Source organism: Bacillus sp. FSL H8-0492 (assembly GCF_038006145.1).
GTDB lineage: Bacteria > Bacillota > Bacilli > Bacillales > Bacillaceae_G > Bacillus_A > Bacillus_A mycoides.
Genome location: NZ_JBBOUP010000001.1, coordinates 1,257,236 through 1,270,069 on the forward strand (window position 1 = coordinate 1,257,236; position 12,834 = coordinate 1,270,069).

General features: G+C 35.5%; 14 protein-coding genes. 10 read left to right on the forward strand and 4 right to left on the reverse strand.

Annotated features, from left to right (window positions below):
* Window positions 1–10 precede the first annotated feature (10 nt).
* Complete coding sequence (locus tag MHH66_RS06490) at window positions 11–877, reverse strand: DUF1002 domain-containing protein (protein WP_078184389.1); 867 nt, start codon at window positions 875–877, stop codon at window positions 11–13.
* A 187-nt stretch (window positions 878–1,064) separates the two neighbouring features.
* On the opposite strand from MHH66_RS06490, the gene MHH66_RS06495 reads away from it, so the two are divergent.
* Both MHH66_RS06495 and ribT read left to right on the forward strand, forming a co-directional pair.
* Window positions 1,065–1,502, forward strand: a complete 438-nt coding sequence (locus MHH66_RS06495) for a peptidylprolyl isomerase (RefSeq protein WP_002190570.1) — start codon at window positions 1,065–1,067, stop codon at window positions 1,500–1,502.
* 485 nt (window positions 1,503–1,987) lie between these two features.
* On the forward strand, window positions 1,988–2,356 hold the full coding sequence (gene ribT, locus MHH66_RS06500; protein ID WP_000908403.1) for a GNAT family N-acetyltransferase RibT: 369 nt from the start codon (window positions 1,988–1,990) through the stop codon (window positions 2,354–2,356).
* A 20-nt stretch (window positions 2,357–2,376) separates the two neighbouring features.
* Here the strand turns inward: ribT and MHH66_RS06505 are convergent, their stop codons facing one another.
* On the reverse strand, window positions 2,377–2,895 hold the full coding sequence (locus tag MHH66_RS06505; protein ID WP_063218952.1) for a DUF309 domain-containing protein: 519 nt from the start codon (window positions 2,893–2,895) through the stop codon (window positions 2,377–2,379).
* A gap of 99 nt (window positions 2,896–2,994) precedes the next feature.
* Entirely contained in the window at window positions 2,995–3,090 is a 96-nt protein-coding gene (locus tag MHH66_RS06510) for a YjcZ family sporulation protein (protein WP_000510194.1), read from the reverse strand.
* A gap of 169 nt (window positions 3,091–3,259) precedes the next feature.
* On the opposite strand from MHH66_RS06510, the gene MHH66_RS06515 reads away from it, so the two are divergent.
* The 6 genes from MHH66_RS06515 (at window position 3,260) to phnF (ending at window position 8,517) form a co-directional block, all read left to right on the forward strand.
* Window positions 3,260–4,003, forward strand: a complete 744-nt coding sequence (locus tag MHH66_RS06515; protein ID WP_002143025.1) for a segregation/condensation protein A — start codon at window positions 3,260–3,262, stop codon at window positions 4,001–4,003.
* Window positions 4,004–4,159: 156 nt separating this feature from the next.
* Entirely contained in the window at window positions 4,160–4,732 is a 573-nt protein-coding gene (gene scpB, locus MHH66_RS06520; protein WP_063218953.1) for an SMC-Scp complex subunit ScpB, read from the forward strand.
* Window positions 4,733–4,810: 78 nt separating this feature from the next.
* Complete coding sequence (locus MHH66_RS06525) at window positions 4,811–5,713, forward strand: ComEC/Rec2 family competence protein (RefSeq protein WP_002190566.1); 903 nt, start codon at window positions 4,811–4,813, stop codon at window positions 5,711–5,713.
* Window positions 5,714–5,920: 207 nt separating this feature from the next.
* Window positions 5,921–7,063 (forward strand): N-acetylglucosamine-6-phosphate deacetylase, encoded by a 1,143-nt coding sequence (nagA, locus tag MHH66_RS06530; protein WP_002165119.1) that lies wholly within the window; start codon window positions 5,921–5,923, stop codon window positions 7,061–7,063.
* Window positions 7,064–7,067: 4 nt separating this feature from the next.
* Window positions 7,068–7,856 carry a glucosamine-6-phosphate deaminase gene (nagB, locus tag MHH66_RS06535; RefSeq protein WP_002033913.1) on the forward strand — a complete coding sequence of 263 codons (789 nt, stop codon included), beginning with the start codon at window positions 7,068–7,070 and terminating at the stop codon, window positions 7,854–7,856.
* Window positions 7,786–8,517, forward strand: coding sequence for a phosphonate metabolism transcriptional regulator PhnF (gene phnF / locus MHH66_RS06540; protein WP_012261644.1), 732 nt, complete (start codon window positions 7,786–7,788; stop codon window positions 8,515–8,517). The genes nagB and phnF overlap by 71 nt, the downstream gene beginning before the upstream one ends.
* Before the next feature lie 73 nt (window positions 8,518–8,590).
* Here phnF and MHH66_RS06545 read toward each other — a convergent pair whose 3' ends face one another.
* Window positions 8,591–9,409: a Cof-type HAD-IIB family hydrolase gene (locus MHH66_RS06545; RefSeq protein ID WP_002014903.1), complete on the reverse strand. Its 819-nt coding sequence runs from the start codon at window positions 9,407–9,409 to the stop codon at window positions 8,591–8,593.
* A gap of 165 nt (window positions 9,410–9,574) precedes the next feature.
* Between MHH66_RS06545 and glcT the strand changes: the two genes are divergently transcribed.
* Entirely contained in the window at window positions 9,575–10,423 is an 849-nt protein-coding gene (glcT, locus tag MHH66_RS06550) for a glucose PTS transporter transcription antiterminator GlcT (RefSeq protein ID WP_063218955.1), read from the forward strand.
* A gap of 340 nt (window positions 10,424–10,763) precedes the next feature.
* Window positions 10,764–12,827 carry a PTS glucose transporter subunit IIABC gene (gene ptsG / locus MHH66_RS06555; protein WP_002014901.1) on the forward strand — a complete coding sequence of 688 codons (2,064 nt, stop codon included), beginning with the start codon at window positions 10,764–10,766 and terminating at the stop codon, window positions 12,825–12,827.
* The last annotated feature ends 7 nt before the right edge of the window (window positions 12,828–12,834 follow it).

Here is a 12,834-nt window from a genome sequence, read left to right on the forward strand (position 1 = left end):
AGCTTCTTTTTTACTTGAATAAAGATTTAATGAAATCAATGATACTAGAGAAGAAATCTTTTACTTTATCTAGGAAACTTTGCCCTTCATCAGATCCTAAGAAGGCAGACACATGGTCTTTTGCTTTCTCTAATTGGCTACCAACTTGGTTCCAATCGATATTAAGATTTTTCATTTTATCAAATAACGATACTAAGTTATCCAACTGTTCATCTGTTAATGTAATGCCAAGTTGATCAGCAATTTTTTTAATTAATGAACGTAAATCTTCAGTGGTTTTGGGCTGTTCTTTTGCAATTTCTTCTTTAATTTTTGCAACAAGTTGAACTGCTTTTTCTTCGCCGATTTTATCACCAAGCTGGGCTGTTTGTACCATTTCTTCATTGGCTACTTTTTTTACTTCTTCAGGAATGGCTTTGTTTGATGTTGTTTCATAGGCCTTCATTAAACCTGTTAAAGCAGCAGTTCCTGAAACTTTAAATGGTGCAGTAATTTGAATCTCTGCATCTTTCACACCTGCTGTAATAAGTGCATTTGTGTACATTGCATCTGTTATCGAATTAATGTTTTTTGAGCGTACAATGAGACCTGACCCTGGTTTTGTGTATGTAATCATAGAAGAGGAAATTGCTCTCGTACCAATTTGCGCTTTTGGAACAATTCCTTCTAGAAATTTATGTTCTTCCGCATTAGACACAGTGATGATTGTAGCATCTTTTGGTGCTTTCATTTCTTTTAACAGCTCTTGTTTTTGTTGTTCAGATAAGTTTTCTCCTAGTGTAACAATTGATTCTCCCTCAATGATGTCTGCAAATGAAGCTGTTGGCATAATAAATACGGCTACAGCTAATAGCAGAGCTAGTAATTTCGTTTTCACGAAAAATCGCTCCCTTTCTCTTTCTTAAATTTTCGGGCAACACAGTTATTATAGTATATTTTTCTTATTTGTCACCTAGCTTCTTCCACATTTCAAAAAAGAAGTATGCAGATTGTCGGATTCTTTTTGTTTCTCGTCATGAATATGGTAATATAGTGCTGAGATAGTTGAAAGGAGACATATACATATGAAAACTTTAGGATACATATTAATGGAAAATGGCGAAAAAATCGATTTAGAATTTTTCCCAGAAGAGGCACCAAAAACAGTAGAAAACTTTAAAAAATTAGCAGAGCAAGGATTTTATGATGGTGTGACATTCCACCGCGTTATTCCTGGCTTCGTAAGCCAAGGTGGAGACCCAACAGGCACAGGTGCAGGTGGCCCAGGTTACTCTATCCCATGTGAAACTGATGGAAATCCTCATAGACATCTTGTTGGATCACTTTCTATGGCACATGCTGGTCGTAATACAGGTGGTAGCCAATTTTTTGTTGTTCATGAGCCACAACCGCATTTAGATGGCGTACATACTGTATTCGGTAAAGCAACAAGCGGTATTGAAACGGTATTAAACATGCGTCAAGGCGATGCAATGAAAGAAGTTAAAGTTTGGGAAGAATAAGTTACGAGAAAAAGAGAGCGATTTTGCTCTCTTTTTTTATTTCCTATAAACAGGGATTGGTATATATTTTAAAGTATATGACACAAATAGGACGGCTACTAACGTTAAATTATATTGTTCATGAGAACAAACTTTTAACAAAATACATAGGATGGAGTACGAATTATATGCTTCAATAAATGTATTTCTCTTAACATATTGCTTTTAGTAGAACTACTTTGTTCAAAAGTGGTTAATAAGTGAAATGTGATGAGAAAGGGATTTTTCTTTTAGTTCCTATATAGTATTGTCTCTTTTTTGAGCGGTGTAATAGAAAGAAATAGCGTGGAAACATATATTTGACTTTCTTCTTAACGCTTTGTATGATTATCAAGTTGTTTCAGCCCCTTCTCACTCTGGTAAAAATATTGTAGAATGAATGTGATATGAAAAGAGTGATTGAGGGGATAAATAGTTTGTAACTTTTGTAAGAAGGGATAAGGGTTATGTTAATTCGTTTTAAAAAAAGTTATGAAAAAATTGCAATGGGGCTTCTTTCATTTATGCCAACTGAAAAAGATGTGAAAACATTACAATTGACAATGAAAGAGTATGAGGCGAAAGAGGATTGGCAATTGTATTTGTGGAAACAAAATGAAGATTTTGTTGGGATAATGGGGATTATAAAAAAAGAAGATCAGGTATTGGAAATTCAGCATTTGAGCGTGAATCCGTCTCACCGTCATATGGGGATTGGGACGAAGATGGTTCAAGAGCTTAAGAGTAAATTTCTTGAGTTTACAATTTGCGGAAATGAGCAAACAGCAAGTTTTTGCAAAAAGTGTAAAGAGCTTGAACAAAATATACATTCATGAAAGCAGGGATAAGTAGTTTATTATCTCTGCTTTCTTTTTTGTAGTTGTTCGTGTCGTTCAGAAATGACTTCTGTTCGATCACGCAATGTGTGCTTATTTATGATGTATTCACCAGGAATGACGTTCGCATCTTTCCAAGAGAGGTTTTGTTTCTTACATAACTGTATGCATTGTTTTTCTAACGATACGTCTAATAATGGTAAAAATAACGGGGCGAAATTTTCCTTTTTGTGGATAGATTGTAATCTTTCATTTAATAAGAATGTAAGTTGTTTATGATCTATTCCGAATTGATGTAATTGCGCGCTGCTCTTTTCTAAAATTGTTATTGCGCTTTTTATCATCTTCTCTGCACCATTCCAATTGGATCGTCTATGATGGTATGAGGAAACAGCAATTTGAATGAGGCCGACTAAGTAATTGTCACGTTCTCCTCTAGGTTTTAATTTCCAATATTCTTCTAATATTTCATGACATTCAAAATAATCATAGTCTCCGTGAAAATGAATTAAAAATTGTACGTACTCGGTAGGATACATTTTATTCGCTCCTGTCTAACGGTTATATGTACAGTTTATCATAGAAATATTAACAATAAGCGACTAGGGAAATATCCCTAGTCGCTTTATTGCGTCCTATTAGCAGAAGCAAGCTGCTCCTACAATGATTAGTAAAATGAACAGTACAACAAGTAATGCGAACCCACCGCTAAAACCGCAATCAACGTGACCCATAGTTTTTTGACCTCCTACATTGTTCTTACTACATTGTTATCATATGAAGCGGTGGGCATTATGACATGGGCATAGGTCTATTTTTAATTAAATTTCTTAAAAAGGTTGGATAGAACATGAGTATGCTCTATACTTATGGTGTTATAGAAAAAATGTGGTGGGATGCTTTGTGCAGTATAATTTTAAAGTAGAGGCTTTTGAAGGGCCTTTAGATCTATTGTTACACTTAATAAATCGTTACGAAATTGATATATATAATATTCCTGTAGCGAAAATTACAGAGCAATATCTATCTTATGTCCATACGATGAAAGAATTACAATTAGATGTTGCCAGTGAGTATTTAGTAATGGCTGCAACGTTATTACAAATTAAAAGTAAAATGTTGTTACCGAAACAAGAAGAAGATGTACCTGATAACGGTGAAGACTTTATAGATGATCCTCGTCAAGAATTGATGGAGAGGTTAATTGAATATAAGAAATATAAGCAAGTTGCTACTGAGTTAAAAGAAAGAGAACAAGAAAGAGCACAGCTATATACACGTCCGCCAATTGATTTTACATCATTTCAACAAGAAGAGGAGACAAGCTTACCTCTTGATGTTACGTTATATGATATGTTAGCGGCATTTCAAAAGCTAATGCGTCGTAAAAAAGCAAAAACCCCCGTAACAACGCGAATTACTCGCCAAGAAATACCAATTGCACAGCGAATGACTGATATTCTACAACAGTTAGAAGTAAGAGGCGGTCGTCAAAGCTTTTATGATTTGTTTGCTGATGAAGAACGTGAAATAATGGTTGTAACATTTTTAGCGGTTCTTGAGCTAATGAAAAATCAACAAATCATAATTGAGCAGGAACATAATTTTGATGAAATTTTCGTATCAAGCTCTAATAAATCCGTATAGAGTTGATGTGAAGATGGGATAGAAATATTTTATCTCATGTTAGGTTTTAATGTATCGTTTGGAACGAGAGAAGAAATATTGAACCGAACGCATTTACTGTGATTCGGTTTTTTTATGTGTGTTTTTTATGGGAAATAGGAGGAAGGAGTTCGTAAAATGGATAGAAAAGAACAAAAATCGATTATTGAAGGGCTTTTATTTGTTGCAGGTGACGAAGGGATTTATCCGGAACAGATAGCTAAAGTTCTGGAAGTTGAAGTGGAAGAAGTAATAAACAGTATAGAGGAAATGCAAAAAGAATGCGAAGGATCGAATCGCGGTTTGCAAATTGTACAATATGCAAAAGTGTATCGTTTTGCAACAAAGAAAGAACATGCTTCGTACTATCAAAAATTAATAGATACTCCAACCGCGGCTTCACTTTCTCAAGCAGCTCTTGAAACGTTGGCAATCGTTGCGTACCGTCAACCGATTACAAGAACAGAAATGGAAGAGATTCGAGGTGTGAAAACGGACAAGGCATTACAAACGTTAGTTTCACACTTACTTATAAAAGAAATGGGAAGAGCGGAAGGACCAGGGCGCCCTATTTTATACGGAACGACGAAAGAATTTTTAGATACGTTTGGATTGAAAACATTAGATGATTTACCACCTCTTTCGGAAGAAAATGAACAAATGAATGAAGCGGATTTATTCTTTGGTTCTTTACAGGAATTATCAAAATAAAAGCTTAGCATTTTGCTAAGCTTTTTTTGTATATCAATTACAGAGCGTGCCATACTAAATGAAAAAAGGAGACGAGTTATGAAAGGTGTACGGAGTATTCTATTGTTGGTTTCTGTTTTATTATGTTTTTCGTTAAACAGCGCATCGGCTAAAAGATATATGATGTCTATTCATACTGCGTCTTCTATACATATGCAGCGGCAACATTTTGGTAAAATGAAAGTGAGTTTTTTAAAAGTTGGACAAGGTGATGCGACACTTATTACATTGCCAAATGGTCAAACGATGTTAATAGATGGTGGTCCTTATGAAGCGGGAGAGGTCATTATTCAAAAACTAATTGAAAAAAGAATTAATCATTTAGATGTGATTGTAAGTACTCATCCTGATATGGACCATATAGGAGGACTTATTCCAATTGTAGAGCAAATGCCAGTTTCCCTCGTATTAGATAGCGGGAAAACATATAGTTCATTTACTTATCATACGTATCGAAATAACATTAAAAAAAGGGGCATTCCTTTCATTTCAGTGAAGGAAGGACAATACATACCGCTAGATCCACATGTTTCTATACAAGTATTGAACAATGGGAAATCGAAAGACGAGAATAACGAGTCTTCAATTGTATTAAAGATTCGATATGGTAAAGCGGACTTTTTATTAATGGGTGATGCTGATATACGGACAGAAAATGAAATATTAAAGCAATTTGATGTACATGCAGATGTATTAAAAGTAGGGCATCATGGCTCGTATACTTCAACGAGTGAAACATTCTTAAAAAAAGTAGACCCACAATTCGCTATTCTTTCGTACGGGAGTAGAAATCCATATGGACATCCTCATCAAAGTGTTGTAAGACGATTAAAACAGCGTGGTATAATGATATACGGAACAAACAAGCGTACAGTAGAAATAGAAACAGACGGTGAACATATTACTATGGGGTCGAGTGGTCTTATGCCACTACTTAAGTGATTAATTATATAAGAGGGTATTTTCCATTTTGGAAAAAATGAATAACATATATTATAATGAAAAAGAAATAAATTTCCTTTTTTCTGCTGAATGAAGAGGAAATTTCATTAGAATGTATAGACAACTACTCGTGTGTATATTAAGATGGAATTAGGCGAATAAGGTAATAATAACAAGTAGGTATTTCATGGGAAAGGATCGATGAAAATGAAAACGCAAGTTGTCATCAATGCCAAAATTTATACAGGTAAAGAAGTAGTGGAAAACGGATTTATTCGTTACACAGAAACAATTAAAGAAATTGGTTTGATGGCTCAATATGTATCACAAGAAAATGAAACTGTGTTAGATGCGGCAGGAAAGATTGTGATTCCAGGTATGATTGATGTTCATATTCATGGTGGATACGATATTGATGCGATGGATGCAAATAGCGATGGATTAGTAACTCTTGGTAAAGAAATGTTAAAAGAAGGAGTTACAACTTACTTCCCAACAACAATGACACAAGCTCCAGAAGCGATTGAAGCGGCGCTAAGTGCTGCGAAGGAAGCGAAAGATAAGGGAGCACATTTCGAATATATTCACTTAGAAGGACCATATGTTTCAAAAAAACGTGCGGGTGCACAACCACTTGAACATATTGTTCCTGCGAGTATCGAGCAATTTAAACAATGGCAGGAAGCAAGTGGTAATCTAATTAAATTAGTAACATATGCACCGGAAGAAGAAGGTGCGTTAGAGTTTGAACAGTATCTTGCTGAAACAGGTGTTGTTGGCACAATGGGGCATACAGATGCAATTGATGCACAACTGAAAAATAGAAAAATTACACATGCAACACATTTATACAATCAAATGCGTGGATTACATCATCGTGAACCAGGAGTTGTTGGTCATGTGTTATTAAATCCAGATGTAATGGTTGAAGTAATTACAGATGGTATTCACATTCACCCTGATATGGTGAAATTAGCATATAAATTAAAAGGACCGAAAAAAGTAAGTGTCATTACAGATGCAATGCGTGCAAAAGGTCTTGAAGAAGGATTATATGAGCTTGGCGGACAGCCAGTACATGTAAAAGATGGCAGTGCCCGATTAGAAGATGGAACGTTAGCTGGTAGTATTTTAAAAATGGATCAAGCTTTCCGAAATGTAATTGAATTTACAGGATGTTCAATCGAGGAGGCAGTGTTAATGACATCAGTTAACCAAGCAGAAGAATTTGGATTAAATAATAAAGGCGCGTTAGCGGTAGGTAAAGATGCAGACTTTGTTGTTATGACTGAAGAATTACATGTATATGATACGGTTCGTTTAGGAATTCATATGAAGGAAGGGAAGTAATTAGATGAATATTCTAGTTGTAAAAACTCCAGAAGAATTAGCAGAAGCAGGTTATAAGTTAATTAAAGAGGTTGTAAAATCAAAAGAAAATCCAACTTTAGGAATGGCTACAGGAAGCTCTCCATTAGGTATTTATGCAGAAATGCGAAAAAATAAACTTGATACAAGTCATGCAACCACTGTAAACTTAGATGAGTACGTAAATTTACCACACGAAGATAAAAACAGCTATCACTATTTCATGCAAGAACAGTTGTTTGATCATCTTCCATTTAAACAAACTTATGTACCGAATGGGATGGCAAGTGATTTAGAGGAAGAGTGCAAGCGTTATGAAGGCATTCTAGTAGCTAACCCAGTTGACTTACAGATTCTTGGAATCGGTGAAAACGGTCACATCGGATTTAATGAGCCAGGAACACCATTTAATTCTCCAACTAACATTGTAGAATTAACAGAATCTACACGCCAAGCAAATCTTCGCTTCTTTGAAAATGAAGAAGATGTGCCGACTCATGCGATTACAATGGGAATTGGAAGTATTATGAAAGCGAAACAAATTCTACTTGTTGCTATGGGGTCTAAAAAGGCAGAAGCTATTAAAGAATTATTGCAAGGTGAATATAGTGAGGCGTGTCCTGCTACAGTTTTACAACGTCATCCGAATGTAACCGTAATCGCAGATCCAGAAGCTCTATCTTTATGCAGTGAGGCGATTGCTGATGAACATCGACAAGTATTCACCATTTCCGATCTATTATCAGATTCAAGAGTGGGTGAAACAGCTAATTGAGGAAGGCGAATGGAAGCCGGGAGATAAAATTCCATCTGAGAATGAACTTTGTGATAAGTTCGAAGTGAGTCGTATGACAATCAGACAGGCGATTAATAACTTAGTGGAACAAGGTTATTTATACCGGAAACGTGGGATTGGAACGTTCGTCCAACTTCCGAAAGTGGAGCAAAAGTTGCAAGGAATGACGGGATTCACAGAAGATATGATTTCTCGTGGTATGAAGCCGAGCAGCCAGTTATTAAGTTTCCGCCTAGTTCCAGCTACTGCTAAAATAGCAGACCGGCTGAGAATACAAGAGGGAGAATCGGTTTATGAAGTGAGGCGTACGCGCTTAGCTGATGACGAACCGATTGCATTTGAGACGACATATTTGTCGCCAACTCTTGTGAAAGATATTAACGAAGAAATATTACAACAATCTTTATATGAACATTTAGAGAAAAAACTGGGCTTTAAGCTTGTTCGCGCTACTCAATCAATTGAAGCTTCAATTGCAACGGATAATGAAGCTGAACATCTGCATATTCCTAAAAAGGCGCCTGTACTTGTAATGCGTCAATGGTCATATGCAGAAGGTGAGTTACCGTTAGAGTATGTGAAATGTATTTATCGTGGGGATCGTTACAAGTTTATTACGAACATCGCACGTAACAAGTAATATATTTCAGTTTGTGAAGTACAGTGAACTTTGATGTTTTCAACATGTAAAGAAATAAAAATACGACTCATCCTTATAAGGATCGAGTCGTATTTTTATTTGCTTCTTCATTATAAACAAGTACTTGGTTAACGGCATCTTTGACAGCATCTACTACATAGTGAGCGTGCTCTTTTACCGCATCATCAGCTTGAGACATAGCAAAACTATGGGGAGTTAAGGAAAACATTGGAATATCATTGTAAGAATCTCCTATGCACGCAACCTCCTCTGGTTGTATTTGAAACTCTTGTAATAAAACAGAAATAGCAGAACCTTTACTAATATTTGGTGGCATTACATCTAAACATTGTTCAGCTGAAATGAAAGTACTAACTTTTCCATGGAATTTTTCATCGATCTTTTTTTGAAGGAGTTGTAAGTTTTCTTTTGTTCCACCGATAGAAATTTTATTTGGAAAAATTGTATCATCGATTTTCTGTAATAAATTTGGTTCTTCAACAGAAGTCATTGCTACTTGTTTTTCGAGTTCATGAATAAAAGGTGTCTTTTCTTCAATATAGTAATTATGCTCATCACTTACATAACGGAAATAAGGGTCTTGATTTGTCATAGCTAGTAAATCAGGAAGAATGCTGGAATCAAAATTTGCGGATAATAGTTGCTTATTTTCATTAGTGTATACAAACACACCATTTACACTAATACGATGGAAATTTGTATTTACAGCTTTCATTAAGTCTGCGATTTCATTATCAAGTCGTCCAGAAGCGAAGCAAAGAATAACATTTTGCTCAGCAAGACTGCGAAGTGCCGCAACATCCTGTTCATCAATCAGACCTCCATGCTGCATCATTGTACCGTCAATATCACTTACAAACATTTTAATCATGTTGCTATCTCCTTTCTATGTACAGTTGCTCTTACATTATACGCATCATATACAAACATGTCTAAAAAATGAATTTTTATCAAATGGTAGATGTTTTACATTGACGACAAAGAAGAATGTTCTGTAACATAAAAGTAGGCTATTTAAGTACGAGGGTGGTGTTATATGAGTAATTATCTAGAAATTAAAAAAGTTTTAAATAATAATGTCATCATTGCTAGCCATCCTGAACACGAGGAAGTAGTAGTGATCGGTAAAGGAATTGGATTTGGAAAAAAGGCTGAAGATGTGTTGGAGCAAGAACAAATTGAGAAAATGTTTGTTTTAAAAAATGAACGTGATCGAGAACAATACAAACTTTTAGTGCCGCATGTGAGTGAAAAGCTAATTGAATTGATGAATGATATTATGTTATACATTCAAGAAAAAGCGGAGTCTCCATTAAATGAACATATTCATATCGCTTTAACAGATCATATTTCTTTTGCAATTAAAAGGATGAAACAAGGACTTACAATAGATAATCCTTTTTTAGTTGAAACGAAAATGCTATATCCAGAGGAATATAAAATTGCTGAAGGAGTTGTGAAACTTTTAAATTCTCGTTTGCAAATTACATTGCCAGAAGGAGAAGTTGGCTTTATCGCACTCCATATTTATAGCTCGCTTACAAACTCTGATTTATCTTCTGTTAATCAAAATTCTCGTCTTATTGCACAACTTGTGTCTTTAATTGAGACAAACCTACAAATTACATTAGACCAAGAAAGCATTCATTATTTACGCCTTATTCGCCATTTGCAATATGCTATTGAACGGGTGAAAAAAGGAGAAAAAGTAGAAGAAGCACAAAGTTTTGCTGATTTATTAAAATTAGAATATCCAGTTTGTTATAATTTGGCGTGGAAGCTAGTCAAAGTAATGCAGAACGAATTACAACTTCCTGTTTATGAAGCGGAGAGTATTTATTTAACGATGCATTTACAACGATTAGTGAAAGCAGAACATGTGTAAAAAGACATATATTTTTGTCTAAAATGAAAACGTTAAAAAAAATGATTGAATCGCTTACAATAGTTATGTATAATAACTATTGCAAAGTTATACAAAATTCGACAAACACATTAAGGTAAATAACGAAAACGTTTGCTTTAATTATAGTGAACTTATACGTAATCCTATTTTTGACACGTGTTACTGATTCGATCAGGCATGAGTGGAGAAAAGTTGGGAATGTAAGCTAAAGAAAGGGACATACTACCCTTTGTATAGCTATCGTTCTATCTTTTTTTTCCTCATGCCTTTTTGGCGTTTGTCGAAAAGTATCAATATAGATAAGAGAGGAAGGGTTTCCATGTTTAAGAAGATCTTTGGTGTTCTTCAAAAAGTCGGAAAAGCGCTTATGCTTCCAGTAGCGATTTTACCGGCAGCAGGTATTTTACTTGGATTTGGTAATGCATTTCAAAATCCACAACTAACAAATGTTATCCCTGCTTTAAAAGCAGATTGGTTCGTAATGGTTGCAAAAATTATGGAACAATCTGGCGATATTATTTTCGCTAACCTTGCGCTATTATTCGCAGTTGGGGTAGCGATCGGTTTAGCTGGTGGAGACGGAGTAGCTGGTTTAGCAGCGTTCGTCGGATACTTAATTATGAACAAAACGATGAGTGTGTTCTTAGAAGTAGATAAACTAGTGAAAGTAACAAGCACTGGAACAGATCCAGTAAAAATTGGATTTTCAGATCCAGCATATGCAAATGTATTAGGAATTCCAACGCTGCAAACAGGAGTGTTTGGTGGTATTATCGTCGGGATAGTAGCGGCATATTGTTATAATAAATACTTCAACATTGAATTACCATCATACTTAGGTTTCTTTGCAGGTAAGCGTTTCGTACCAATCGCAACTGCAACATTCTCTTTAGTGGTAGGTATTATCATGTGCTTCATTTGGCCATACATTCAGGGTGGCTTAAATACGTTCTCACATCAAATGATTGATGCAAATAGAACGATAGCAGCATTTATATTCGGTTTAATCGAACGTTCATTAATTCCATTTGGATTACATCATATTTTCTATTCACCATTCTGGTTCGAATTCGGTCAGTATACAAATGCAGCTGGCGAATTAATCCGTGGTGACCAAAAAATCTTTATGGCACAGTTAAAAGACGGCGTAGAATTAACAGCAGGTACATTTACAACTGGTAAGTATCCGTTCATGATGTTCGGTCTTCCAGCAGCAGCTTTAGCAATGTACCATGAAGCACGTCCGGAAAATAAAAAATTAGCAGCTGGTATTTTAGGATCTGCTGCATTAACATCTTTCTTAACAGGTATTACAGAACCGCTTGAATTTTCATTCTTATTCGTAGCACCAGTATTATTCGGAATTCATGCAGTATTCGCAGGTCTATCATTTATGACAATGCAAATTTTAGGTGTTAAAATTGGTATGACATTCTCTGGTGGTTTAATTGACTTCATATTATTCGGTGTACTACCAGGTCGTACGGCATGGTGGTGGGTAATCATTGTTGGTCTTGTACTAGCAGTTATTTACTACTTCGGATTCCGTTTCGCAATCCGTAAATGGAACTTAAAAACACCTGGTCGTGAAGTAGCAAATGCTAATGAAGGCGCAGGGAAAACAGAAGCAGGAGAACTTCCACGTGAAGTATTAGTAGCACTTGGTGGTAAAGAAAACATTGCTTCGTTAGATGCTTGTATTACTCGTTTACGCGTTCAAGTTAACGAACAAAAAAATGTAAATAAAGACCGCTTAAAAGAGCTTGGAGCAGCCGGTGTACTTGAAGTTGGAAATAACATTCAAGCTATTTTCGGACCGAAATCTGACACATTAAAATCACAAATACATGATATTATGTCAGGTCGTACACCTCATGTTGAAAAAGAAGCGCCTGTAAAAGTGGAAGAAGCTCCTCAACAGGTTGATGAAAATGAAACAATCGTTTCACCAATTGAAGGGAAAATCTTACCGATTACAGAAGTACCTGACCAAGTATTCTCAGGGAAAATGATGGGAGATGGATTTGCGATTGAGCCAACAGAAGGAACAGTAGTTTCTCCGGTTAATGGTGAGATTGTAAATGTATTCCCTACAAAACATGCGATTGGTATTCAGTCTGAAGGCGGAAAAGAAATTTTAATCCACTTCGGTATTGATACTGTAAAATTAAATGGTGAAGGCTTTGAAGCGCTTGTAGCACAAGGTGATAAAGTGAAGCAAGGACAACCATTATTAAAAGTAGATCTTGCATTTGTAAAAGAAAATGCACCATCTATTATTACACCAATCGTCTTTACGAATTTACAACAAGGACAACAAGTCGAATTGAAAAAAGATGGAAATGTTAAGAAGGGCGAAAACGCTATTATTGACATCCAGTAGGAATTTG